The sequence below is a fragment of the Achromobacter xylosoxidans genome (assembly GCF_002192695.1).
Classification (GTDB): Bacteria; Pseudomonadota; Gammaproteobacteria; order Burkholderiales; family Burkholderiaceae_B; genus Achromobacter; species Achromobacter xylosoxidans_C.
On the sequence record NZ_MTLG01000001.1, the window covers coordinates 62,428 to 87,309 of the forward strand.

Sequence of the window (24,882 nt, forward strand, 5' to 3'; positions counted from 1 at the left end):
GACATGAGCAACGGAACCATCGTTCAGTGCATCGGCGCCGTGGTGGATATTCAGTTCCCCCGCGATCAAATGCCCAAGATCTATGAAGCGCTTACCCTGGCCGACGAGGGTTCCTCGTTCGCCGAAAAGGGTCTGACGCTGGAAGTGCAGCAACAGCTGGGCGACGGCGTGGTGCGTACCATTGCGCTGGGCTCCAGCGACGGCCTGCGCCGCGGCATGAAGGTCACCGGCACGGGCGCCCCGATCTCGGTGCCCGTCGGCACCGGCACGCTGGGCCGCATCATGGACGTGCTCGGTCGTCCCATCGACGAAGCCGGCCCGATCCAGCACGAAGAAAAGCGTGGCATTCACCAGCCGGCTCCCCGTTTCGACGAACTGTCGCCGTCGGTGGAACTGCTGGAAACCGGCATCAAGGTTATTGACCTGGTGTGCCCGTTCGCCAAGGGCGGCAAGGTCGGCCTGTTCGGCGGCGCCGGCGTGGGCAAGACCGTCAACATGATGGAACTGATCAACAACATCGCCAAGCAGCACAGCGGCTTGTCGGTGTTCGCCGGCGTGGGTGAGCGTACCCGCGAAGGCAACGACTTCTACCACGAAATGGAAGAGTCGAACGTTCTGGACAAGGTTGCGATGGTGTTCGGTCAGATGAACGAACCCCCGGGCAACCGTCTGCGCGTGGCGCTGACCGGCCTGACCATGGCCGAGAAGTTCCGCGACGAAGGCCGCGACATCCTGTTCTTCGTGGACAACATCTACCGCTACACCCTGGCCGGTACGGAAGTGTCCGCACTGCTGGGCCGTATGCCGTCGGCAGTGGGCTACCAGCCCACGCTGGCCGAAGAAATGGGCAAGCTGCAAGAGCGCATCACGTCGACCAAGACTGGCTCGATCACCTCGATCCAGGCCGTGTACGTCCCTGCGGACGACTTGACCGACCCGTCGCCTGCCACGACCTTCCAGCACTTGGACTCGACCGTCGTGCTGTCGCGTGACATCGCCGCCCTGGGTATCTATCCGGCCGTGGACCCGCTGGATTCGTCCAGCCGCCAGCTCGACCCGCAAGTCGTGGGCGAAGAGCACTACGCCGTGGCCCGTGGCGTGCAGCAAACGCTGCAGCGCTACAAGGAACTGCGCGACATCATCGCGATTCTGGGCATGGACGAACTGTCGCCGGAAGACAAGCAGGCCGTGGCCCGCGCGCGTAAGATCCAGCGTTTCCTGTCGCAGCCGTTCCACGTTGCAGAAGTGTTCACCGGTTCGCCCGGCAAGTACGTTCCGCTGGCCGAAACCATCCGTGGTTTCAAGATGATCGTGAACGGCGAGTGCGATGCGCTGCCGGAACAGGCCTTCTACATGGTCGGCTCGATCGACGAGGCCTTCGAGAAGGCCAAGAAACTGCAATAAGGAACCGATATGGCTACCCTGCATGTGGATGTCGTCAGCGCAGAGGAAGCGATCTTCTCCGGTGAGGCGAAGTTCGTGGTACTGCCTGGCGAAGCGGGTGAACTGGGCATTCTGCCCGGCCACACCCCGCTGATTTCGCGCATACGCCCCGGGACGGTCAAGATCGTTCGTGCCGACCAAGGCGAGGAAAACATCTTCGTCGCCGGGGGCATTCTGGAAGTGCAGCCGGGCAGCGTGACGGTTCTGGCCGACACGGCTATCCGTGCCGCCGACCTGGACGAAGCCCGCGCCCTGGAAGCGCGCCAGAAGGCCGAACAGGCCCTGGCCAATGCCAAGGACAAGGCGGACATCGCCGTGGTCGAAGCGGAACTCGCCATGCTGGCTGCGCAAGCCATCGCGGCGCGCAAGCTGCGCCAAGGCGGCCGTTCGCACTAAGCGGCGAAGCTGTGCCCCGGGGTTCGCCCCGGAATCGAAAAAGGCGGCCTCAGGGCCGCTTTTTTCATGCACGGATATGGCCGCCCCGCGGAAAAGGCCGCCCCGCCTCCCCTTGTGCGAGCCGCAATGCGATCACTACGAATAGCTGCCCGGCGATTGCAACAGTAGCCTTCAGCTTTCCTAATCAAGCGTAGAGGGAAAGCGTGCGAGAGATCCTGGATTGCGGGGTTCTGGTGGCGCCCGGCCACGACGGGGCGATGCGCGACCTGGTCGCGCAGCACCCGGCCAGGCAGATGCGCGTGCGGTTGCACCTGGTGTCACTGAGTCCGGTGCGCTTTGCTGCCGCCGGCGTTGCGGCCCCGGATGCCGTCGCCGCGCAGACCGACGCCCACACGCAGGCGCAGGTCCCGGAAGCGGACGTGCAGGCGCTGGCAAGGCTGGCGGTGGCGCTCAGGCGCTACGACTGCTGCATCCTGCCGGTGGCGCCGTCATCGCTGGCCTGGACGCGCATGGCCCTGCAGCAGGCGGGCGCCGTCCTGACCACGCCTGTGCTGCTGCTGATCTCGGACATGAAGGCGCCCGCGATCGAAGACCTGCTGAACCTGGGCGCGTCGGATTTCATGACCCAGCCCCCCTGCCAGGAGAGCATGCGGGTGCGGCTCGGCCGCATGGCCGGCGCCACGCAGGGGCGCGGCACGGCGCGCGCGGAGATCCGCGAGCCCACGACGGACTATCGCGAATCGCGTTCCCAGGCTGGCGCGGACGCGGCATCCAGGCCTGCGCTTCTGCGCTCCAGGGTGTCGCGCGATCTCGTCGAGCAGACCCTGTCGGGCATGCGCCAAGCGCATCCCCGGCCCGCGCACGAATCCTTCCGCATCGCGAAGGCGCGGGTGGTGGATGGTTTCGAGCGCGACTACATCAGGCATGCGCTGTCGCGCCACGGCGGCAATGTGGCGCAGGCTGCGCGGGCCTGCTGCAAGCACCGGCGGGCGTTCTGGGCGCTGATGCGCAAGCACGGCATCGAGGCGGCGCCGTACAGGCAGGCCGCGCAGGAGCGGGGGGCCTGAGACGTCGGCGCGGCGCGACGGCATGCAGGCGCGCGCAGGCCCGCCATCCGGGCGCCGCAGCGCCGTCCCGTGCCGAAAGCGTCGCGCTTGCGCGCGGGCAAGTCCGGCGCTGGGGCCGGCCCGCGACTTGTCAGCCAGGGGAAGTAAAATCACGGCTTCCGATCATCGAGGATAGTCGTGTCTGCTTCCGTACTGAAGAACGATGTGTTCTTGCGCTCGCTGTTGCGCGAGCCCGTGCCCTACACCCCGATCTGGCTGATGCGCCAGGCCGGCCGCTACCTGCCCGAGTACCGCCAGACGCGGGCCCGCGCGGGTTCCTTCATGGGCCTCGCTCAGAACCCGGACTACGCCTCGGAAGTCACGTTGCAGCCGCTGGAGCGTTTCGACCTGGACGCGGCCATCTTGTTCTCGGACATCCTGACCGTGCCGCACGCCATGGGCCTGGGCCTGGACTTCGCCGAAGGCGAGGGCCCCCGTTTCGCCCGCCCGGTGCGCACCGAGGAAGACGTGGCGCGCCTGGAAGTGCCGGACATGGACAAGCTGCGCTATGTGTTCGACGCCGTGCGCACGATCCGGCGCGATCTGGACGGCAAGGTGCCGCTGATCGGCTTTGCCGGCAGCCCCTGGACCATCGCCTGCTACATGGTGGAAGGCCAGGGCAGCGATGATTACCGGCTGATCAAGACCATGCTGTACGCGCGGCCCGACCTGCTGCACCGCATTCTGGAAATCAATGCCGAAGCCACGCTGCAGTACCTGAACGCGCAGATCGCCGCGGGTGCGCAGGCCGTGATGCTGTTCGACAGCTGGGGCGGCGTGCTGGCCGACGGTCTGTTCCAGCAGTTCTCGCTGGCATATACCCGCAAGGTCGTGGCCGGCCTGACCCGCGAGCACGAAGGCCGCCGCGTGCCGGCCATCGTTTTCACCAAGGGCGGCGGCCAGTGGCTGGAACAGATCGCCGCTTGCGGCGCCGATGCCGTGGGCCTGGATTGGACGGTGGACCTGGCGGCCGCGCGGCGCCGCACCGGCGACTCGGTCGCGTTCCAGGGCAACCTGGATCCCATGGCCTTGTTCGGCGGCGGACCCGCCATCCGTGCCGAGGCGCGCCGCGTGCTGGATGCCTTCGGACCGGTGGGCAAGGGCGGCCACGTGTTCAACCTGGGGCACGGTATTTCCCGCTTTACTCCGCCAGAAGCCGTAGCCGAATTGGTGGATGAAGTCCACCAGCACAGCCGTTCGCTGCGGGGGTAAGTGAGTGGACGCTTCGGTCCGCAGGGCCGAAGCAGGAGGGCTCCCGGGGACACTTGTGCACAGCAAGATTGCTCTCGGGGAAAACCCTTTAGATGCTAGTTTACAATCTCGGAAGCTCTAATAAGTTATTGTTATTAATAATGAAATTAGAGTTTTCAACAAGATTTCGTAAGTTTGCGCAATCTTGTCAAATTCCAATTTTCGATGTTGCTCCAGCCTTTTCCCCAAAGTTATCCACAGGCGGAAAAGCGAGCACGCCGACATCATCCGGGATCATCCTTCTACATGCTCCGTCCTAGCCCCCATGTCTGAAGCGCAGCCGAATACGACCCCCGCGGTCTGCTGGGTGCGGGTGGCGCTGGACGTGCCCTTGCCCGGCCCGTTCGATTACCGCAGCGAGGCGCCGGTGACGGTGGGCCTGCGGGTCATCGTGCCGTTCGGCCGCCGCAAGCTGATCGGGGTGGTGGTGGATAACCCGGCCGAGCCGTCCTTCGATCCCAAGCAGATCCGGCCGATCGAAGAGGTGCTGGACGATTTGCCGCCCTTCGACGAGGACTGGCTGCGCCTGGCCCGCTTTGCCGCCGACTACTATCAACGGCCGCTGGGCGAGGTGATGCTGCCCACGCTGCCGCCGCCGCTGCGCAAGCCCACGGCTTACCAGGGCAAGCGCTCGGCCGGCGGACCGGTGGCGCGGCTGGACGGGCGCAAGCGCAAGGTTGCGCGTACGCCGGCCCAGGCCGACCAGCCGCCGGAACTCAACGACGCCCAACGCGAGGCGGTGGACACCATAGGCGCGCTGAACGGGTTCAAGCCCGTGTTGCTGCATGGCGTGACGGGCAGCGGCAAGACCGAGGTCTACCTGCGCGCGGCTGAAAAGGTGCTGGCCGCCGGACGCCAGGTGCTGCTGATGGTGCCTGAAATCAATCTGACGCCGCAGTTGGAGGGCGCGTTGCGCGCGCGCCTGGAGGCGCTGGTCGGACCAGACGGCCTGGCGGTCATGCATAGCGGCTTGTCCGATGGCGAACGCCTGCAGGCTTGGGCCCGCGCCCAGCGCGGCGAGGCTCGCATGCTGCTGGGCACGCGCATGTCGGTGTTCGCACCCTTGAGCCAACTGGGCCTGATCGTGGTGGACGAGGAGCACGACGCCTCCTACAAGCAGCAGGACGGCCTGCGCTATTCGGCGCGCGACCTGGCGGTGTGGCGCGCCCATGACCTGGGCATCCCGGTGGTGCTGGGCTCGGCCACGCCCTCGCTGGAAACCTGGCAGCATGCCGAGCGCGGCCGCTACCTGCGGCTGACCCTGCCGGGCCGCGCGCGCGCCAGCAGCCTGCCGTCCATGCGCCTGATCGACACGCGCCGCCTGCAGATGAAGCAGGGCATGTCGCCGCAGCTTCTGGACGCCATCGCGCAGCGTCTGGAGCGCAAGGAGCAGTCGCTCATCTTCCTGAACCGGCGCGGCTATTCGCCGGTGCTGCATTGCCAGTCCTGCGCCTGGGTCAGCAATTGCCCGCGCTGCACCGCGTTCACCGTACTGCACCGCACCGATGGCCGCGGCCATCGCCTGCAATGCCATCACTGCGGCTATCAGGCCCCGGTGCCGCGCGCCTGCCCTGAATGCGGCGACCAGGACCTGGCGCCCATGGGGCGCGGCACGCAGCGCGTCGAAGAACATCTGGCGGAACTGTTTCCCGAGGCGCGCATCCTGCGCATCGACGCCGACAGCACGCGCAAGAAAGGCAGCGCCGAGGCGCTGTTCGCGTCGGTGCACGCGGGCGAAGTGGACATCCTGGTGGGCACGCAGATGGTGGCCAAGGGCCACGATTTCGCGCGGCTGGGACTGGTGGGCGTGCTGAATGCGGATTCGATGCTGTTCGCGCACGACTTCCGCGCGCCGGAACGCCTGTTCGCGCAGCTGATGCAGGTGGCGGGCCGGGCCGGCCGCCACCAGGGCAATGGCGAAGTGCTGATACAGACCGGCTACCCCGAGCAGCCGGTCTACCAGGCGCTGCTGCGGCACGATTACGCGGGCTTTGCCCGCCACGCCCTGCACGAACGCGAAAGCACCGGCCTGCCGCCTTTCGTCTACCAGGCCCTGCTGACCGCCGAGGCGCGCGAACTGAAAGTGGCGCAGGAGTTCCTGGAGCGGGCGCGGACCTTGCCCGAGGGGGAATGGGCTGCCGATTTCCCGGGCCTGGACGCCATCATGCTGTACGACCCGGTGCCGCTGCGCGTGGTGCGCGTGGCCAATATCGAGCGCGCGCAACTGCTGGCGGAAAGCAGCAGCCGGCCGGCTCTGCAGGCCTTCCTGGCGTCCTGGTCGCACCACCTGCCATACCTGGCCAACGAGGCCCGCGTGCGCTGGCAATTGGAAGTCGATCCGCTGGAAATCTGATCGATTGCGGCAGGGGCCGATGCGCCGTCGATCTGATTGTTCTATGATCTTTCTCCTCTATCGCGCCGGCGCGGCAGGCCCGCTGCGGCGGCTGCGCCCGTCCCCTTTTTCTCGCGTGTTACCGGCCCGCTGACGGGCGGCCGCAAGCCCCGTGCTTGCCGGCCGTAGCCTCATTGCGGCCGCCGCGATGCATGATCACCTGACTCAAATGTCCGCCAGCGAACCTATAGCCCAAGGCATGAACCCCGCTCAACGTGAAGCGGTGCTGTACCTGGACGGCCCCTGTCTGGTGCTGGCCGGCGCCGGCAGCGGCAAGACGCGCGTGATCACGCAGAAGATCGCCTATCTGCTGCGCGAGTGCGGCTATATGGGCCGCAACGTGGTGGCGCTGACCTTCACCAACAAGGCCGCGCGCGAGATGGACGAGCGCGTCAAAACCCTGGTGGACCGCAAGCTGTCCAAGGGCCTGATCATCAGCACCTTCCATTCGCTGGGCGTGAAGATGCTGCGCGAGGAAGCGCGCAACGCGGGCCTGAAGCCGACGTTTTCGATCCTGGACGCCGACGACGCCATGGCCATCATCCAGGAACTGCTGAACACCACCGACAAGGCCCGACTGCGCCACGTGCAGGGCATCATCTCGCTGTGGAAGAACGGCTTGATGGAGCCGGACGACGCCGCGCGCGAAGCCATCACGCCGGCCGACGTGGAAGCGGCCAACGTCTATCGCAGCTACGCCGCCACGCTGGCCGCCTACCAGGCGGTGGACTTCGACGACCTGATCCGCATCCCGGCGCTGCTGCTGGCCAACAATGAAGAGGTGCGCACCCGCTGGCAGAACCGCGTGCGCTATCTGCTGGTGGACGAGTACCAGGACACCAACGTGTGCCAGTACCGCCTGGTGCAGCTGCTGACGGGCTCGCGCGCCATGTTCACGGCGGTGGGCGACGACGACCAGGCGATCTACGCCTGGCGCGGCGCGACCATCGAGAACCTGGCCAAGCTGACCACCGACTATCCCAACATTAAGCTCATCAAGCTGGAGCAGAACTACCGGTCGGTGCAGCGCATCCTGGCGGCCGCGAACCAGGTGATCGAAAAGAACCCCAAGCTGTTCGACAAGAAGCTGTGGTCCGACCTGGGCGTGGGCGAGCCCATCCTGGTGTCGGCCATGGACGGCGAGGAACAGGAGGCGGAATCCATCGCCATGAAGGTGTCGGCTTCGCGCTTCGAGCGCCAGGCGCAGTGGAAGGATTTCGCCATCCTGTACCGCAGCAACCATCAGTCGCGCATCCTGGAGCAGGCGCTGCGCAACCTGAAGATTCCGTACACGATATCGGGCGGCCAGAGCTTTTTCGACAAGACCGAAGTGCGCGACGTGCTGGCCTATCTGCGCATCCTGGCCAACGACGAAGACGACCCGGCCTTCATCCGCGCGGCCACCACGCCCAAGCGCGGCATCGGCCAGGCCACCTTGCAGACGCTGGGCCAGTACGCCGCCAGCCGTGAACTGTCCCTGCTGGCGGCCGTGGCCGAGACCGGCCTGGAAAGCCAGTTGGCGCCGCGCCAGCTGGAGCCGCTGCGCACCTTCACCGAGTTCATCCGCCGCATGCAGTGGCGCGCGGGGCGCGGCGCGGCCTCGGGCAAGGACGCCGCGCCGGCCGAACCCGCCGGCGTGCTGCTGGACGATCTGCTGGAGGCCATCCAGTACGAGCGCCATCTGTACGAATTGTTCGAGGAACGGCCCGCGCAGACGCGCTGGCAGAACGTGCTGGAACTGACCGGCTGGCTCAAGCGCAAGGCCGAAGAGGACAACATGACGCTCTTCGACCTGGTGCAGCACGTGGCGCTGGTCACCATGCTGGAGCGTGGCGAGGAAGAAGAGCCCGACGCGGTGAAGATGTCCACCCTGCACGCGTCCAAGGGCCTGGAGTATCCGCACGTGTATCTCGCGGGCGTGGAGGAAGGCTTGCTGCCGCACCTGGGCAAGGACGACGAAGTTGGCGATCCGGCGCGCGCGGCCGAAAACCTGGCTTCACGCATCCAGGAAGAGCGCCGGCTGATGTATGTGGGCATCACGCGCGCGCAGCGCAGCCTGAACCTGAGCTGGTGCAAGCGCCGCCGCCGGGCGCGCGAGGACCTGGTGCGCGAGCCTTCGCGCTTCATCGAGGAAATGGGCCTGGGCGACGTGCGCGTGCAGGAAGACGAAGCCACCGCCGCGATGAATCCCAAGGAGCGCATGGCCATGCTGAAGGCGCTGCTGAAGAAATAGGGGCAGGATTGGCGGCTTGTGGAAAGCCGCGGGCTGCTCCTACACTGGACTGCGCCTGCCCCGTGGTTCCGGGGCGCGGCAACCCCGCTGATCGAAGGAGCGCGCCATGTGTCGCTGGCTGGCTTATACCGGTAGTCCCATACAGATGGAGAGCGTGCTGTTCAAGGCCAAGCACTCCCTGATCGACCAGAGCCTGCATTCGCGGCTGGGCGCCACCACCACCAATGGCGATGGCTTTGGCCTGGGCTGGTACGGCCGCCAGCACGCAGGCCAGCCGCTGGAGCCGCCATTCCGCTATCGCAGCGTGCATCCGGCCTGGAACGACCGCAATCTGCGGGAAGCTGCGCGCGCCATCCATGCGCCGCTGTTCGTGGCGCACATCCGCGCCGCCACCGACACGCCCGCGCAGGAAACCAACTGCCATCCGTTCCGCCACGGGCAATGGCTGTTCGTGCACAACGGCGTCATCCGCGACTATCCGCTGCTCAGGCGCGACCTGATGCTGATGATCGCGCCGGCGTATTTCGGTTCGCTGGAAGGGTCGACGGATTCCGAGGTGATGTTCCTGCTGGCCTTGAGCTTCGGCCTGGAGGAAGACCCGCTGGCGGCGCTGGCCCGCATGGTGGGCGCGGTGGAAGAGACGGGCAGGCGGCATGGCGTGGCGCAGCCCATCAACATGACGGTCTGCGCGCTGGACGGCCAGCGCCTGATCGCCGTGCGCTATTCCAGCGAAGCCGATTCGCGCACGCTGTTCCACAACACCTGCGTGCGCCATCTGCGCCAGCTGTATCCCGACAATCCGCAGATCGCGGCGCTGGACGATGACGCCTTTCTGCTGCTGTCGGAACCCTTGACCGAAATGCCCGGCGCCTGGGAGGAAGTGCCCGAAGCCACTGCCATCATCGCGGGCGGCGGCACGGTGGCGCACTATCCGTTCGCGCCGGTGCCGCCAGGGGCCTGAGTCCGTCCCGCCTGGCCGGAAGTGCGGGAAATAAGGGTCATCAAGCACGTATCTCCCATATAAGGGAGAATACGGATCGCATGACTTTGCGACGTCCTGGGCCGCGAAAGCACCCTAATTCCAATAAGGAAGTTGCATGACCGATAGCAAAACCCCGCAAGCCTCTGACGCGCTGGCGGTGTTTAACCACACGGGGAGCACCCCGGATTGCTTTGAGTTGCACGAGTATGGCGTTGTCAGCCGACAAGGCGACGCGCGCACCTACACCGCCTTTGCGGACATCCAGGACCTTTGCCTGATCGCCTCCGGGCCGGACGCGGCCGCTGGCCTGATCAATCATTTTGCCTACCGCACCGATGCGGCGCACGGCTGGACCTTGGTGCCTGCCGAGGTTGGCGAATTCAACAAGTTGATGGACGCGTTCCGTTCGCGCTACGTTGCGCAGCGTCTGCCGGTACTGGAACAGAGAATCGCGGACGGCGCGCGAGTCGCGTTCCGCTACATCCGCAGCGGTGATTTCCCGGACCTGGAAACGCAGGAATTGGCCCTGTCGGCCGAATGCCTGCACATCGGCGGCGCCACCTGGGCGTACGAATCGCTCAAGCGCATCGACCTGAACCAATGGACCGAAACGATCAGCCTGCAGGACGAAGACGGCAAGACCGTGTTTGCGTGCCCGGCCATGCGCGTCCTCAGCTCGGACCTGTTCGTGAACCTGGTCTACGACCAGTTGGGACGGACGGCGGAATACGCCTGAGCACGCTAGTGCCCGCGCCGCGGGGTCAGTGTCCCGTATGCAGGGCCGGATTCAGCGTGCCCCAGGCAGCGGTGCGCACCAGGCACTCCACGGCGCCGGTCTGCGAATTGCGGCGGAACAGCAGGCCCTGCTGGCCCGCCAGCGAGGTGGCCTTTACCACCGCGCCTTCCGGCGTCAGCACGCGCGTGCCTGCGGTGATGTAGCAGCCGGCCTCCACCACGCAATCGTCGCCCAGCGAGATGCCGATGCCTGAGTTGGCGCCCAGCAGGCAGCGCTTGCCGATGGACACTACCTGCTTGCCGCCGCCGGACATGGTGCCCATGATGGACGCGCCGCCGCCGATGTCGCTGCCGTCGTCGACGATGACGCCGGCGCTGATGCGGCCTTCGACCATGGATGCGCCCAGCGTGCCGGCGTTGAAATTGCAGAAGCCTTCATGCAGCACCGTGGTGCCGGGCGACAGATGCGCGCCCAGCCGCACGCGCGCCGTGTCGGCGATGCGCACGCCGCCGGGCATCACGTAGTCGGTCATGCGGGGAATCTTGTCCACGCCGCGGATTTCCAGGATCTGGCCGGAGGCGCGCAGGTGCCAGCGCAGGGCGTCCACCTGATCCACCGCGCAAGGCCCCGCCGAGGTCCAGGCGACGTTGGCCAGCACGTTGAACAGGCCGTCGAGGTTGGCGTCGTGCGGACGGATCAGCCGGTGGCTGAGCAGGTGCAGGCGCAGATAGGCGTCGTGCGCGTCGACCGGCGGTTCGTCCAGCGACGAGATCGCGGTGCGCACGGCGACGATGTCCACCTTGCGGCGGGTATCGCGGATCAGGGCGGTGGGCACGTGTTCGCCCAGCGCGGCGCGGGCTTCCTCGGGCGACAGGTGGCGGGTGCCGGTGGCCGGAGAATTGTCGGCCAGCGAGGGTCGCGGATACCAGGTGTCCAGGATGGCGCCGTCGGCGGCCAGCGTGGCGACGCCATAGGCGATGGCGCTGAGGGGCTTGGGGGAATCGGCCATGATGAAAGAGGAAGTGCGCAGTCTGAGTGCGTAATTCTAAGGCGAAAGGGCCGTGGTTTTCAGAGGCTACCGAAAGCCCAGCGCAGGCTCAGCGAGCCGGTGTGCTCGCGGTTGCCGCCGCCATACTGCCCGCCGTAGGCCAGGCCGATGACGGCCGAGCGCGACACGGCGACTTCCAGGCCCAGGCCCGCCAGCGCGGCGGACCGGGCGATGGGTGCGCCGGCCACGGTCAGCACGCTGCCGCCATCCAGCACCAGGGTCGTTTCCGGTTGCACGTCGCCGAAGGCGCGGCGCCAACCCAGCGTCGCGTGCAGCTTGCCGAACGTGGGTCCGAGCGCGAAGCCGGTCTGGCCGCGCAGGCCCAGCGTGGTGGTGGTCTGACGGATGCGTCCCGCGTCGGCGGAGAGGGCGGTCGAGCCGCCCGATTCGCTGAAGCTGCGGGTGCGCACGTTGCGCACAGCCATGCCCGCGAACGGTTCAAGGGTGGCGCTTTCCGACAGCGCCAGCTCGTAACTCAGTTCCGAGAAGGCCTGGGCGGTGTAGGCGCTGAAGTCGGCGGTCAAGGTTTGCCGGGCAATGCCGGGCATCTCGAAATGCCGGCGGGTGTCGATGTCGTGCCAGGTGTAGGAGGCGGCGGCCAGCAGGTTCAGCTTGCCGGGGCCGGCGTGGAACGACTTCTTGCCATAGGCGCCGGCGGTATAGCTGTAGACGTCCAGCCGCGCATCGGCCGCGTCGATGCGCACGCGGCTGCGGGTGGCGCCCAGCGCGCCGCCCAGCCGCCAGCCGGCGCCGGCCTCGAATTCGCCGCCGCCATACACGCCGGTGGTGCGTTGCTTGATGCGGGCCGTGTTGGCGCCGCCTTCCAGCGTCTGCCAATTGTCGACGGCGACGAGCCAGCCCGGCCGGGCCGGCGCGGGGCTGGTCGGCCGGTCGGCAAGCAGGTCGCGGGCCGGCTCGGCTGGCCCGGCGTGCGCATGGACCGCGCCCGCCGCGAACACGGCGTGCGCGGCGAACGCCCGCGCCAGCAGCTGCCGGCGGACGGCTATCGGCGGTGGCAAGGGCTGCTTACGCCAGTTCTTTCAGCAGCAGTTCCCAGAATTTCATGCGCTGTTCCAGCGTCGAAACCAGGATGTACTCGTTCAAGGTGTGCGCGCCGTCGCCGTCGGCGCCCAGGCCGTCCAGCGTCGGGATGCCCATGGCGGAGGTGAAGTTGGCGTCGCTGCCGCCGCCCGTCATGGGCGCGTCTTCCAGCAGGAAGCCGGCGCGTTCGGCATAGCCCTGCACCAGCGCCAGCAGATCGGCGGCGGCTTCGGTCTTCACCATGGGCGGGCGGTTCAGTTCCACGTCGATGTCCAGTTCCACGTCCGGACCCACGGCGCACAGCTCGCGCATGCGGCGCAGCACGTCTTCGGCGGCGCCCATGTCGGGCACGCGGAAGTCGACCACGCAGCGGCACAGCGCCGGCACGGTGTTGGTCACGGTGCCGCCGGCGATGGTGCCGACGCTGACGGTGATGCCGCGCTCGTAGTCGGTCATGGCTTCCAGCGCCAGCACCTGGTGCGCCATTTCGCGGATGGCGCTGCGGCCTTTCTCGTGCTGCATGCCGGCGTGCGCCGGGCGGCCCTTGACGTTCAGGTTCAGCATGCCGGTGCCCTTGCGCGCCGTGACGCACTTGCCGCCGTTGGGGCGGGCCGGCTCGCAGACCAGCGCGTACTTGGCGTTGGCGGCAAAGCGTTCGATGTGTGCGCGCGAGGCGTGGCTGCCGGTTTCTTCGTCGGGCACCACCAGGAAGTCCACCGGCAGCTGGGTGGCGCCGGGGCGCGCCAGGCCGGACAGGGCCGTCAGCGCCAGGTAGATGCCGGCCTTCATGTCGTAGCCGCCCGGGCCATAGAGGCGGTCGCCTTCGATGCGCACCGGGTTCTCCAGCAGCGTGCCCACCGGATGCACTGTGTCCATGTGCGCCAGGATCAGGATGCCGGGGCGCGCGTCGCCGGGGGCGCGGTTGGTCGCGTACAGCAGCGGGCCCGTGGTCGGGCCCAGCGACGACAGTTCCACTGCCAGGCCGGCGGCCGCGGCGTAGTCGGCGATGATGCGCGCCATGGCGGCGATGCCTTCGGGGAAGTTCGAGGGCGATTCGCATTGCAGCCAGCTCTTGATGCCGGCGACGATCTGTTCAGTGCTCTGGGTGTTGGACATGACGGTATCGGATATCTGCAACGAAGAAAATGGGAGCGGTCAGGCGACCTGCTGGCCGGCCAGGCGAGCCAGTTCGGCGTCATCGGGCATCTTGCCGTCGAACCAGAGGCTGGCGCACACGGCGGACATGGCGCGGCCGTCGTGGCCGATGCCGGGCACGACCTGCAGCGTCCAGCCGAACGGCACGCCGCGGCGCTCGGCTTCCTTGCGGCCGAACTCGAAGTAGTTCTGGGCGCGCGCAAAGCGGTGCGGGCCCTGGCGCATGGCGGCGGGCTCGGACGGCAGGTTGGGATCGTCGGTGGCGATGTCCTGGTCGCCCGCCAGGATGGTCATCGGGTAGGCCAGCAGCTTGACCAGGTGGTCTTCAGTCAGGCCGACGCCGTCCATGCCTTCGGGGAAGGGATGGTCGAAGGTCGGCAGCGTGTACCAGCCCGGGTTGCCCGCGGCCACGGCCTTGAACGGCGCATGCGACTGGCTGCTCATCAGGCGGTGCACGAACTGGCCGCCGGCGGAATGGCCGAACAGGTAGACGTTCTGGCCGTCGGTGATTTCCGCTGCGATCAGGTCCTTGATGACGTTGCCCACCAGCGCGTAGGTCCAGCCGTCGACGTGGCGCGGATTGCCGCCGGCCGAGAACACGCGGCCGTTGTTGTAGCTTTCCACGCCGGGCCAGATCTCGTTGGAGAAGGTCAGCGCCACGATCAGGAGCTTGTGCTTGTCGGCGGCGTCGACCCAGAAGTCGCGGTATTCATCGCCGTTGCGCAGCACGCCGTGCTGCACGATGACCACTGGGCAGTCGGGCGTGTGGCCGTAGGGCCGGTAGGTCTGGAGCTTGAAGGGACGGTCGGAATTGCGGTCCTCGTCCACGTACAGGATGGCGTTGCGGCCGGCATGGCCCAGTTCGGAGACGATGCGGTCGACGTTGGACATCTCGGAGGGTTTCATCAGGCGTGCGCCTCATTCAGGTGGCAGGCCGACCAATGGCCTGCCGAGATTTCTTTCAGGACCGGCGCCTGCTCGCGGCAGCGCGGCATGGCGTGGGGGCAGCGGGGATTGAAGGTACAGCCCGGCGGCGGATTCAGCGGCGACGGGATCTCGCCCTTGATCGGCGTGAACTTGCGGCCGCGGCGGCCCACGTCCGGCACCTCGGCCATCAATGCCTGAGTGTAGGGGTGATTGGCGCGCGCGAAGATCTCGGCCGACGTGGAGATTTCCACGATCTTGCCCAGGTACATGATCGCCACGCGGTCCGAGATGTGCTTGACCACGCCCAGGTCGTGGCTGATGAACAGGTAAGTGAAGCCGTGCTGTTCGCGCAGGTCCATGAACAGATTGATCACCTGCGCCTGGATCGACACGTCCAGCGCGGCCACGGGCTCGTCGCAGACCAGGAACTTCGGCGCCACCATCAGTGCGCGGGCGATGCCGATGCGCTGGCGCTGGCCGCCCGAGATCTGGTGCGGGTAGCGGTCGCGGTATTCGGGGTCCAGGCCGACTTCCTTCAGCGCCTGGTCGATGCGCGCGGGAATCTGGGCGGCGGGCGCCAGCTTGTGGACCTTGAGCGATTCGCCCAGGATCTGGCGCAGGCGCTGACGAGGATTCAGCGAGGCCTGCGGATCCTGGAAGATCATCTGCACGCCCAGGGTGTAGGCCAGCTTGTCGGCGCCGCGCAGGCGGCGCGCTTCCTGGCCCTGGTACAGCAGTTCGCCTTCGCTCTGGCCGTGCAGGCCGGCGACCACGCGGCCCAGCGTGGACTTGCCGCAGCCGGACTCGCCGACCAGGCCCACGACTTCGCCGCGCTTGATGGACAGGTCCACGCCATTGACCGCGTACACGGTGCGCCGGTCGATGGGGCGGCCCGTCAGGGCCAGGATGCGCTGGGCCAGGTCGGGCCGTTGCTCGAAGCGCTTGTGGACGTTCTTGAGCTCGATGACGGGGGTATCGGCGGTACTCATACCGACTGGGCCTCGCGGGTAATCGGCACGTAGCAGCGATAGCTGCGCGGGCCTTCGGTGGTGACGGAGGGGGCTTGTTCGGTGCAGCGCGTGACCGCGCTGGTACAGCGCGGACGGAACGGACAGCCCGACGGGCGGCCGGCCAGGCTGGGCGCCATGCCGTTGATTTGATGCAGGCGCGCGCCGGGCTGGGTGGCGCCGGGCATCGAATCCAGCAGGCCCTTGGTATAGGGGTGGCGCGGCGCGTCCAGCACCTGTTCGACCGGGCCGCTTTCGACGATGCGGCCGGCGTACATCACGGCCACCCGGTCGGCCAGTTCGGCCACCACGCCCAGGTCGTGGGTGATCCAGATCAGCGCCGTGTTGTGCTCGCGGCAGATCTCCTGCATGCGGTAGAGGATCTGGCCCTGGATGGTGACGTCCAGCGCCGTGGTCGGCTCGTCGCAGATGATCAGGTCGGGCTTGTTCAGCATGGCGATCGCGATCGCCACGCGCTGGCGCATGCCGCCCGAGAATTCGTGCGGATAGCTCTTCAGGCGCTTTTCCGGCGAAGGAATGCCGACCATGGCCAGCGCCTCGCGGCAGCGTTCCTCGGCTTCGGCGCGCGGCACGTCTTCGTGGGTGAGGATGGCTTCCATCATCTGCTCGCCGATGCGCAGCACCGGATTGAGCGTCATCAGGGGATCCTGGAAGATCATGGCGATGCGGTTGCCGCGCAACTGGCGCATCTGTTCTTCGCTCAGTTTGCGCAGGTCCGTGCCCTTGAACTTCACTTCGCCGTCCACCACTTCCCCGGGCGGGTCGATCAGGCCCAGAAGCGAAAAGCCGGTGACGGATTTGCCGGAACCCGATTCGCCGACCAGGCCGACGATCTCGCCGCGGCGCACGGTCAGGTCGACGCCGTCGACCGCCAGCCAGGCGCCGGCTTCGGTATGGAATGCGGTGCGCAGGCCGCGCACGTCTAGAAGGATTTCGCTCATGCTCGACGGGGATCCAGGCTTTCGCGCAGGCGGTCGCCCACGATATTAATGGAGAGGATCAGCAGCAGCAGGGCGATGCCCGGGAACAGGCTGATCCAGTAGTCGCCCGACAGCAGGTACTGGAAGCCGTTGGAAATCAGCAGGCCCAGCGAGGGTTCGGTGATGGGCACGCCCACGCCCAGGAACGACAGCGTGGCTTCCAGGGCGATCGCGGTCGCGATCTGGATGGTGGCGAACACCATGACGGGGCCCAGGCAGTTGGGCAGCAGGTGGAACAGCATGATGCGCCAGGCCGGGTAGCCCAGGTTGGCGGCGGCTTCCACGTATTCCTTGCGGCGTTCCTGCAGGGCGCGGCTGCGCATGATGCGCGCGTAGTGGCCCCACTGCACCAGTACCAAAGCCAGGATCACCTTGTCGACCCCGCGCCCCAGCACCACCAGCAGCACCAGCGCCACCAGGATGGTCGGAAAGCCCAGGATGAAGTCGACGATGCGCATGAGCACGGTATCGACCACGCCGCCGACATAGGCGGCCACCAGGCCGATGGCGCCGCCCACGGCGGTGGCCAGCACCACGGCGGACAGGCCCACCATCAGGCTGATGCGCAGGCCATACAGGATGGCGCTGAGCATGTCGCGGCCCTGGTCGTCGGTGCCGAGCCAGGCGATGCTGCCGTCCATCAGCGCCTGGCGCGGCGCCAGGCGGCCGTCCATCAGCGAGAGGTTGGCCAGGTCGTAAGGGTTCTGCGGCGCGAAGTAGGGCGCGAAGACCACCAGCACGATCAGGATGGTCAGCGCGATGACGGAGCCGCGCACCGTGGGGCGCGCGTGCAGTTTCTTCAGGATGGAGGCGCGCTGGGGCGTCTCAGCCAGGGGCTGGACGGTGCGGGTGCGGCCGGGATTGGGAGTTTGAGCCATGGCGGATTATTGAGCGGGAGTCACGAGCTGCACGCGCGGGTCGAGCGTGGCGTACAGGATGTCCACAACCAGGTTGATGATCACGAAGATCAGGGTGACCAGCATCACGTAGGCCACCACCACGGGGCGGTCCAGCTGGTAGACGCTGTCGATCAGCAGTTTGCCCATGCCCGGCCAGGCGAACACGGTTTCGGTGATGGTGGAGTAGGCGATGAGCGTGCCGAATTCCATGCCGATCACGGTGACCACGGGGATCAGGATGTTGCGCAGGATGTGGCGGCGCACGATGCGGCCGGGCTTCACGCCCTTGGCGCGCGCGAACTTCACGTAGTCCTGGCTGCGCGCCTCGACCACGCCCGATGCTGTCAGGCGCAGCACCAGGGCGATGTTGGCCAGCGCCAGGTTGATGGCCGGCATGATCAGGTGCGACCAGCCGTCGGCCGTCAGGATGGACAGGCGCACGCCCAGCACGGTGACCGTGTCGCCGCGGCCGGTGGCCGGCAGCCAGCCCAGCCACACCGCGAACAGCAGGATCAGCATCATGCCCTGCCAGAAGTTCGGCAGGGAGAAGCCCAGCACCGAGGTGGCCATGATGCCGCGGCCCAGGGGCTGGTCGCGGTACAGGCCCGCGATCAGTCCCAACGGAATGCCGAACACACAGGTCAGCATGATGGCCACGACCACCAGCTCGAACGTGGCGGGGATGCGCTGCACGATCAGTTCGATGGCGGGGATGCCGTGCACGAAGGAGGTGCCCAGGTCGCCGTGCAGCGCGCGCCACAGGAATCCTGTGTATTGCTGCCATACCGGCAGGTCCAGGCCCAGGCGGGCGATCATCGCCTCGCGCGCGGCCTGGCTGGCTTCGGGGCTGACCAGCAGTTCGATCGGATCGCCCACGGCATAGACCGCGAAGAAGACCACGACCGAAACGGCCAGCAGCACGAACAGACTCTGTATCAGTCTGCGTAGGATGAACAAGGCCACGAGATGATTTCCTTGGTGGGCTCAGGGGTTGCGGACGCCGCGTATTGCTTACTTGGCGGGCTTGGCCGACATGGCCAGGGTGTACTGGTCGGCGCGGCCTTCATAGGTCAGTCCCTTGCGGAACGCCCAGATGCTGCTTTCGAAATGCAGGGGAATGCTGGGCAGGTCGGCCAGCGCCAGCGTCAGCGATTCCTGCAGCAGCTTTTCGCGCGCGGCCGGGTCCACGGTGACCAGCGCGCGCTTGAACACGCGGTCGAACTCGGGGTTGTCATAGCCGCCGTAGTTGCTGGTGCCCAGGCCGTGTTCCTTGTCGAACGCGCTGACCCAGTATTGCAGGAAGGACGAGGCCTCGCCGGTTTCCGAGGACCAGCCGCCCATGGCGAAGCTGAACTCGCGCTTGGCGCGCTTGGGGAAGTAGACCGAGCGCGTCATGGTGTCGACCGTGGTCTTGATGCCCACGCGCGACAGGTATTGCGCCACCGCCTGCGAGATCTGCGCGTCGTTGATGTAGCGGTCGTTGGTGGACGAGACCACCAGCTCGAAGCCGTCCGGATAGCCGGCCTCGGCCAGCAGCTTCTTGGCGGCGGCCGGGTCGTACTTGAGTTCGGGCGGATTGGGCAGGGTGCCGAACATGCCGTCGGGCAGGAACTGGTTGGCCGGCGTGGCGGCGCCGTCCATGATGCGCGCGGCGATGGTCTTGCGGTCGATGGCCAGCGACATGGCGCGGCGCACGCGCGCGTCCTGCAGCGGGTTCTTGCCGTCCGCGGCCTTGACGCCGGGGCTGGGGCTGCGCGCCACGTCGGGCTGGAAGTACACCACGCGCACCGACGGCGTGATGACGTGGCCGAAGCCCGGCGTTTCCGAAATGCGCTTCACGTCGCGCGCGGCGGGGTTTTCGATCAGGTCGAAGTCGCCCGCCAAGAGGCCGGTCAGGCGCGGGCCGGCAGCCGGCACCGGCACCAGCTTCACGTCCTTCCATGCCGGCTTCTCGCCCCAGTAGGCGTCGTTGCGCGTCAGCTCGATGGCGGTACCCTTGACGTAGCTCTTCAGGGTGTAGGCGCCGGTACCGATCACGGAGCGGCCGGTGTTGAAGTCGGCCACGGTGGGCCAGGCGCCGGTGACGCCGCACTTGTTCTTCAGGTCGAAAGTGATCGTGCCATGCTCGGCGATGCCATTCCACAGCATGCCCATGCGGGTCAGGTCGTTGGGCAGCAGCGGATAGGGCTGGCGCGTCTTGATCACCAGGGTGTTGCCGTCGCGCACCTGCACGTCGGCGAATTTCTGGACGATGGCGGGGTACGAGCTGCTGATGGACTGCTCGTTGTTGACCACGCGGCAGAAGGTGAACAGCACGTCCTGCGGCGTGAAGGGCTGGCCGTTGGAAAACTTGACGCCCTCGCGCAGCGTGAATTCCCAGGTCGTGTCGTCCACCGGCTTCCAGGCCGTGGCCAGGCGCGGGATCAGGTTCATCTTGGCGTCCTGGCCAACCAGCGTCTCGAACATGTGCGAGGTCATCGCATCGTTCGGCGTGGCCTGGTGGTAGTGCGGATCCATCGACGTCGGCTCGGACGACAGGCCGATCCGCAGGACGCCGGCGGCATCCTGCGCGATGGCCGTGGAGGTACAGGCGGCCATGGCGAAGGCTGTGAGCATGCTGCGGTAGAGCGTCTGGGCAGACATGGATTTGTCCCTTTGTTGTATTGGTTTTTTATATTGCAAGGCGGCGGACTGCCGCGGATCTTCAGGCGATGGGCTGCGCCAGCCGGACCACGGTCACGCCGGGCCGCAGATTGGCGGTGGACGGCATGATCAGCACGCAATCGTCATAAGGCGTGACGACGGGCTCGCCCTCGGACCAGCCGATCAGGGTGCCGGCGCGGGCCAGCGTTTCCAGGCCCTTCCAGGGTTGGTCGAAGCGGAAATCGGCGCTCTTGGCGGCGACCGCATGCGTCACGCGCAGCGCGCGCTGCGCAGGCGCTGCGGGCACGAACCAGGCTTCGGGCAGGTCGTTGCTGTCCACCGTGCCCGCTGCCACCAGGAAGCGCGCCATCTGGTCGATGGCGACGCCGCGCGCCTCGGGCGCACCGTGAAAGCCACATTCGATCAGTAGGGAACGGGTGCCGTTGTCGCCGGCTTCGCCGAAGCGGCCGTAGTCGCGCATGCGCACGCCCGCGGCGTGGCCGGCGTCGGCGATGATGGTGGCGGGATTGCCCAGGGCCAGCGCCAGGTCGATATTGCGCTGTTCCATGCCGGTCAGCTGCAGCGGCACGTCGGAATTGCTCATCGAATGGAAGTCCAGCAGCCAGTCGGCCTGCTCCACCCAAGGCCGGATCTCGGCCGCGCGGCGGCGTTCCTGGCTGGTGGGCACGCTCAGCTTGTCGTCGCTCCAGACGCGGTTCATGTCTTCGTCGACGAAGCGCGCGGGCGCGTAGTTGGCGGGATCGAAGCGGTCGAACGCGGCCAGATTGCAGAAGGCCAGCGTCAGCGACCCCCGGCGCGGCCGCAGGCCCGCCGTCAACGCGTCCTTCAGCGCCCAGGCGCCGCAAAGTTCATTGCCGTGGATCAGCGCGCTCAGCATGACGCGCTTGCCCGGCACGCCCGAATCGAAATGCCAGACCCCCGGGGTATCCGTGTTGCCCACTCGCTCCGCCGACAAGTTCGGACAGGCAAGTAGAAACGGGCGCGGGGTGGACGCGGGGGCGGACGTGGGCATGGGAACTCCGATGAAGCGACGGGATTGTATAGGCGATGGCGCTGGGGGAGCGGTTAGATGCGGAGATGAGCGCGCGCCGTGGCGCGGCGGGCGCTGAAATAGGCTGCTGGCACGGGTTTTCCCTTATATAGAGGGCGCGTCAGACGCGCGCCGCCTTCGAGTATTGGGCGAATTCTAGGAGCTTGGCTGCTTTCTCTACAATTAGAATATTTATCTCGAGCTTTGCAGAAAAGGCAAAGCTTGTTCCCCATTCCCATTGCTTGAGAACCGCGAGGGGCTGACGATGCACGGCATCGCCTTGAAGTACTTTCTGGAGGTTGCCCAGGCGGGCAGCCTGAGCGGCGCGTCCGAGCGCCTGCATGTGGCGGTGTCGGCCATCAGCCGGCAGATCGCCAAGCTGGAGGAAGAAGCGGGCGCGCCCCTGTTCGAGCGCGCAGCGCGCGGCATGGTGCTGAGCGAGGCCGGGCAACTGCTGCTGACGCATGCCCGCCGCACCATGCTGGAAGCCGACTCCGTGCTGCAGGAGATCGCCGCCATCAAGGGCACGGCGCGCAACGAGATCCGGGTGGCGTCCGTCGAGGGCGTGGCGCGGATTTTCCTGCCCTCGGTGATGGCGCGCTTTCGCCGCGATTGGCCCAACATCCGCTTTGATCTGCATGTGGGTTCGCCGGCCGAAGTCAGCCGCCGGGTGGCTGAAGGCAGCGTGGAACTAGGCATGGTCTTCATCGCCGAACGCATCGGCGGAGTCAGCCCGCGCTATTCGCGGCGCGCGCCGGTGCATGCGGTAATGGCGGCCGACCATCCGCTGGCGGGCCGGGCCAGTGTCAGCCTGCAGGATCTCAGCCAGTACCCGCTGGCGCTGACCGGGCCGGGCACCACCACGCGCCAGCTGTTCGAGATGGGCTGCGCGCTGGAGTCGGTGCAGCTGGAGCCGGCGCTGACTTGCAACGATTCCTCGCCGCTGCACGGCTTCGTCTTCGGGTCGGACGCCATCATGCTCAGCGGCTACATCTCGGTGGCCTGGAGCCTGCGGCGCGACGAGCTGATCGCCGTGCCGATTTCCAATGCCGAGCTGCAATCGCGCACCTTGCAGATCCAGGTCATGCCGGGCCGGGTGCTGCCGCCGGCGGCCGAAGCGTTCGTCGAACTGCTGGCGCGGGAACTGGACGATGCGCTGCAAGGCAGGGCGGCCGCATAGCCCGGCAAGGGTGAAGTAAGCCTCCATGCCGCAGCCACCAAGGGCGTGCGCCCGGCGGCAAAAAAAACGGCTGCCCTGAGGCAGCCGTTTTTCGTTCAGGCGGACCTGATTACTTCGTTTCAGGCGTGACCGAGGTGGCCAGCGTGTACTGGTCGCGGCGGCCTTCGTAGGTGATGCCCTTGCGGAAGGCCCAGATGCTGCTTTCGAAGTGCAGCGGGATCAGCGGCACGTTGTCCAGCGCGATCTGGGTGGATTCCTGCAGCAGCTTTTCGCGCTTGGGCGCGTCGACGGTCACGATGGCCTGCTTGTAGACCTTGTCGAAGTCGGCGTTGCTGAAGCCGCCGTAGTTGCTGGTGCCCAGGCTGTTGGGGGAATCCAGGGAAGCCACCCACAGTTGGAACAGCGCCGAGGCTTCACCCGTTTCCGCCGGCCAGCCGCCCATCGAGAAGCTGAACTCGCGCTTGGCGCGCTTGGGGAAGTAGATGGAGGCCGTCATGGCGTCCACATTGGTCTTGATGCCGACGCGGGCCAGGTACTGGGCCACGGCTTGCGCCACCTGGCCGTCGTTGACGTAGCGGTCGTTGGTGGACGACAGCGTCAGTTCAAAGCCGTTCGGGTAGCCGGCTTCGGCCAGCAGCTTCTTGGCGCCTTCCGGGTCGAACTTGATTTCCGGCGCCTGGGGCAGCGCGCCGAACATGCCGTCCGGCATGTACTGGAAGGCGGGCGTGGCCATGCCGTCCATGATGCGGGCGGTGATGGTCTTGCGGTCGATGGCCATGGAGATAGCCTTGCGCACGCGCAGGTCCTGCAGCGGGTTCTTGCCGTCGGCGCTCTTGACGAAGGGGCTGGGGTTGCGGCCCACGTCCGGCTGGAAGAACACCAGGCGGGTCGACGGGGTGGCGACGAAACCGAACTTGGGGTTGTCCTTCAGGCGCGGCAGGTCGCGCGCGGCGGGGTTTTCGATCATGTCGAAGTCGCCGGACAGCAGGCCGGTCAGGCGCGGGCCGGCCGACGGCACCGGCACGAACTTCACTTCCTTCCAGTACGGCTTGGGACCCCAGTAGTTTTCATTGCGGACCAGCTCGATGCCGGTGCCCTTGACGTAGGACTTCAGGGTGTACGGGCCGGTGCCGATGGCATCCTTGCCGTTGTTGAAGTCGGCCACGGTGGGCCAGGCGCCGGTCACGCCGCAACCCTTCTTGGGGTCGAACGTGAGCTTGCCGTGTTCGACGATGCCGTTCCAGACGATGGGCAGCGAGCGCGCCAGTTCGGCGGGCATCAGCGGGAACGGTTCGCCGGTCTTGATGATGACGGTGTGCGCGTCCGGCGTCTGCACGTCGGTGATGCGCTTGGTCATGTCCATGTAGGACTGCGACACGTTGGTTTCGTTGTTCAGCGTGCGGCAGATGGTGAACAGCACGTCTTCGGACGTGAACGGCTTGCCGTTGGAGAACTTGACGTCGTCGCGCAGCTTGAATTCCCAGGTCTGGTCGTCCAGCGTCTTCCACGAGGTGGCCAGGGCGGGCACCAGCTTCATGTCGGCGCTGCGGCCCACCAGGGAACTGTAGACGTGCGCGGAGAACGCGTCGTTCTGCGTCATCTTGTGATAGTGGGGGTCCGCCGAGGTGGGTTCGGCCGACAGGCCAATCTTCAGCGTCTGGGCTTGGGCGGCGGCCAGGGGAATGGCGGCGGCCGCAAGGGCCAGGGTGGTGCGCAACTTCATGGTGACAACTCCGGATGGGAAACGAACCGGATCGCGCCTGCGTGTAAACCGGCCTGCGCCAGCCGCAAGGGCAGCGTCGCCTGGAAGGGGCTCAGGGGGTTTTGGCGCCGGGCGCGACGGCAAGGGGCCGATTATCGGTAGGGGCTTCGCGCACTGTCAATGCGCAATGGCAAGCGCGGCGCTAGGGAAAACGCGGAGAGGGAGGGGAAATGAGGGCGCCGCGCTGCCTCGTCTGGAGGCCTGCGCGGCGCGATGGCGCCCGGGTGAGGGACGGGGCGCCGAAGAACCGCCGCAAGGGGCGCCGGGAAACCGGCGGGCGTTGCGGCGGGGTCGCGCCAGGCTGAATCGCGGGAGATCGATCGCGACTCAGGCCGGCGCGGCAGGGCTTACCACTGCGAGCCGGAGAAGCGCGAGCTGGCGGCGCGGGCCTTGTTCATCGAATCGTTCACTTCGTCGATGAAGGAAAACACGGCGGCAACAGCTGCTGCTACGGCTTGACCAGCCTTCTTCAGGTTGGTCAGCGGATGGGAATTCGGTTGGTTCTCGAGGGCGCCGCGGAGCAGATCGCGCTCCAGCGCGTCGGTCAGGCGGGCAGTGTGGTTCAGGGTCAGTTCGCTCATGGTTTGCTCCAGTCCGTTTCGTCTTGGTGTAAACCATTATAGGGATAA

21 protein-coding genes are annotated in these 24,882 nt (G+C 66.9%); 9 read left to right on the forward strand and 12 right to left on the reverse strand.

Features of this window, described 5'->3' with window-relative positions; translation table 11 throughout:
- The first annotated feature begins 3 nt into the window (after positions 1 to 3).
- The 8 genes from atpD to BRO63_RS00320 all read left to right on the forward strand — a co-directional run bounded on the left by atpD (position 4) and on the right by BRO63_RS00320 (position 10,539).
- On the forward strand, positions 4 to 1,404 hold the full coding sequence (atpD, locus tag BRO63_RS00285) for a F0F1 ATP synthase subunit beta (RefSeq protein ID WP_088137993.1): 1,401 nt from the start codon (positions 4 to 6) through the stop codon (positions 1,402 to 1,404).
- A 9-nt stretch (positions 1,405 to 1,413) separates the two neighbouring features.
- Positions 1,414 to 1,839 (forward strand): F0F1 ATP synthase subunit epsilon, encoded by a 426-nt coding sequence (locus tag BRO63_RS00290; RefSeq protein WP_013391134.1) that lies wholly within the window; start codon positions 1,414 to 1,416, stop codon positions 1,837 to 1,839.
- 203 nt (positions 1,840 to 2,042) lie between these two features.
- On the forward strand, positions 2,043 to 2,906 hold the full coding sequence (locus BRO63_RS00295) for a helix-turn-helix domain-containing protein (RefSeq protein ID WP_256943211.1): 864 nt from the start codon (positions 2,043 to 2,045) through the stop codon (positions 2,904 to 2,906).
- A 177-nt stretch (positions 2,907 to 3,083) separates the two neighbouring features.
- A complete protein-coding gene (hemE, locus tag BRO63_RS00300) occupies positions 3,084 to 4,157 on the forward strand; it encodes a uroporphyrinogen decarboxylase (protein ID WP_054455182.1) in 1,074 nt (357 codons plus the stop codon).
- A gap of 304 nt (positions 4,158 to 4,461) precedes the next feature.
- Entirely contained in the window at positions 4,462 to 6,549 is a 2,088-nt protein-coding gene (locus BRO63_RS00305; protein WP_088137995.1) for a primosomal protein N', read from the forward strand.
- 208 nt (positions 6,550 to 6,757) lie between these two features.
- Entirely contained in the window at positions 6,758 to 8,821 is a 2,064-nt protein-coding gene (locus tag BRO63_RS00310; RefSeq protein WP_088137996.1) for a UvrD-helicase domain-containing protein, read from the forward strand.
- A gap of 106 nt (positions 8,822 to 8,927) precedes the next feature.
- Positions 8,928 to 9,782: a class II glutamine amidotransferase gene (locus tag BRO63_RS00315; RefSeq protein ID WP_088137997.1), complete on the forward strand. Its 855-nt coding sequence runs from the start codon at positions 8,928 to 8,930 to the stop codon at positions 9,780 to 9,782.
- A gap of 136 nt (positions 9,783 to 9,918) precedes the next feature.
- Complete coding sequence (locus BRO63_RS00320; protein WP_088137998.1) at positions 9,919 to 10,539, forward strand: hypothetical protein; 621 nt, start codon at positions 9,919 to 9,921, stop codon at positions 10,537 to 10,539.
- 25 nt (positions 10,540 to 10,564) lie between these two features.
- Here the strand turns inward: BRO63_RS00320 and dapD are convergent, their stop codons facing one another.
- From dapD to BRO63_RS00370, 10 genes are all read right to left on the reverse strand, one after another.
- Positions 10,565 to 11,548: a 2,3,4,5-tetrahydropyridine-2,6-dicarboxylate N-succinyltransferase gene (dapD, locus tag BRO63_RS00325; RefSeq protein WP_088137999.1), complete on the reverse strand. Its 984-nt coding sequence runs from the start codon at positions 11,546 to 11,548 to the stop codon at positions 10,565 to 10,567.
- A 59-nt stretch (positions 11,549 to 11,607) separates the two neighbouring features.
- Positions 11,608 to 12,606 carry an autotransporter outer membrane beta-barrel domain-containing protein gene (locus tag BRO63_RS00330; protein ID WP_256943212.1) on the reverse strand — a complete coding sequence of 333 codons (999 nt, stop codon included), beginning with the start codon at positions 12,604 to 12,606 and terminating at the stop codon, positions 11,608 to 11,610.
- 7 nt (positions 12,607 to 12,613) lie between these two features.
- A complete protein-coding gene (locus BRO63_RS00335) occupies positions 12,614 to 13,744 on the reverse strand; it encodes a M20 family metallopeptidase (protein WP_088138042.1) in 1,131 nt (376 codons plus the stop codon).
- Positions 13,745 to 13,783: 39 nt separating this feature from the next.
- The gene (locus tag BRO63_RS00340; RefSeq protein WP_088138000.1) at positions 13,784 to 14,689 is read right to left on the reverse strand and encodes a prolyl oligopeptidase family serine peptidase; all 906 of its coding nucleotides are present in this window, start codon (positions 14,687 to 14,689) and stop codon (positions 13,784 to 13,786) included.
- The gene (locus tag BRO63_RS00345) at positions 14,689 to 15,699 is read right to left on the reverse strand and encodes an ABC transporter ATP-binding protein (protein ID WP_088138001.1); all 1,011 of its coding nucleotides are present in this window, start codon (positions 15,697 to 15,699) and stop codon (positions 14,689 to 14,691) included. Before BRO63_RS00345 ends, BRO63_RS00340 begins: the two co-directional genes overlap by 1 nt.
- A complete protein-coding gene (locus BRO63_RS00350) occupies positions 15,696 to 16,679 on the reverse strand; it encodes an ABC transporter ATP-binding protein (RefSeq protein WP_088138002.1) in 984 nt (327 codons plus the stop codon). Before BRO63_RS00350 ends, BRO63_RS00345 begins: the two co-directional genes overlap by 4 nt.
- Positions 16,676 to 17,596, reverse strand: coding sequence for an ABC transporter permease (locus BRO63_RS00355; protein WP_088138003.1), 921 nt, complete (start codon positions 17,594 to 17,596; stop codon positions 16,676 to 16,678). Before BRO63_RS00355 ends, BRO63_RS00350 begins: the two co-directional genes overlap by 4 nt.
- Positions 17,597 to 17,602: 6 nt before the next feature.
- Positions 17,603 to 18,580, reverse strand: a complete 978-nt coding sequence (locus BRO63_RS00360) for an ABC transporter permease (RefSeq protein ID WP_088138004.1) — start codon at positions 18,578 to 18,580, stop codon at positions 17,603 to 17,605.
- A 48-nt stretch (positions 18,581 to 18,628) separates the two neighbouring features.
- On the reverse strand, positions 18,629 to 20,260 hold the full coding sequence (locus BRO63_RS00365; protein ID WP_088138005.1) for an ABC transporter substrate-binding protein: 1,632 nt from the start codon (positions 20,258 to 20,260) through the stop codon (positions 18,629 to 18,631).
- A gap of 61 nt (positions 20,261 to 20,321) precedes the next feature.
- Complete coding sequence (locus BRO63_RS00370; RefSeq protein ID WP_088138006.1) at positions 20,322 to 21,293, reverse strand: succinylglutamate desuccinylase/aspartoacylase domain-containing protein; 972 nt, start codon at positions 21,291 to 21,293, stop codon at positions 20,322 to 20,324.
- A 283-nt stretch (positions 21,294 to 21,576) separates the two neighbouring features.
- On the opposite strand from BRO63_RS00370, the gene BRO63_RS00375 reads away from it, so the two are divergent.
- The gene (locus BRO63_RS00375; RefSeq protein WP_088138007.1) at positions 21,577 to 22,491 is read left to right on the forward strand and encodes a LysR family transcriptional regulator; all 915 of its coding nucleotides are present in this window, start codon (positions 21,577 to 21,579) and stop codon (positions 22,489 to 22,491) included.
- 109 nt (positions 22,492 to 22,600) lie between these two features.
- Here BRO63_RS00375 and BRO63_RS00380 read toward each other — a convergent pair whose 3' ends face one another.
- Together BRO63_RS00380 and BRO63_RS00385 are read right to left on the reverse strand one after the other, a co-directional pair.
- A complete protein-coding gene (locus BRO63_RS00380; protein WP_088138008.1) occupies positions 22,601 to 24,214 on the reverse strand; it encodes an ABC transporter substrate-binding protein in 1,614 nt (537 codons plus the stop codon).
- A gap of 386 nt (positions 24,215 to 24,600) precedes the next feature.
- On the reverse strand, positions 24,601 to 24,834 hold the full coding sequence (locus tag BRO63_RS00385) for a hypothetical protein (protein WP_088138009.1): 234 nt from the start codon (positions 24,832 to 24,834) through the stop codon (positions 24,601 to 24,603).
- Positions 24,835 to 24,882: the final 48 nt, after the last annotated feature.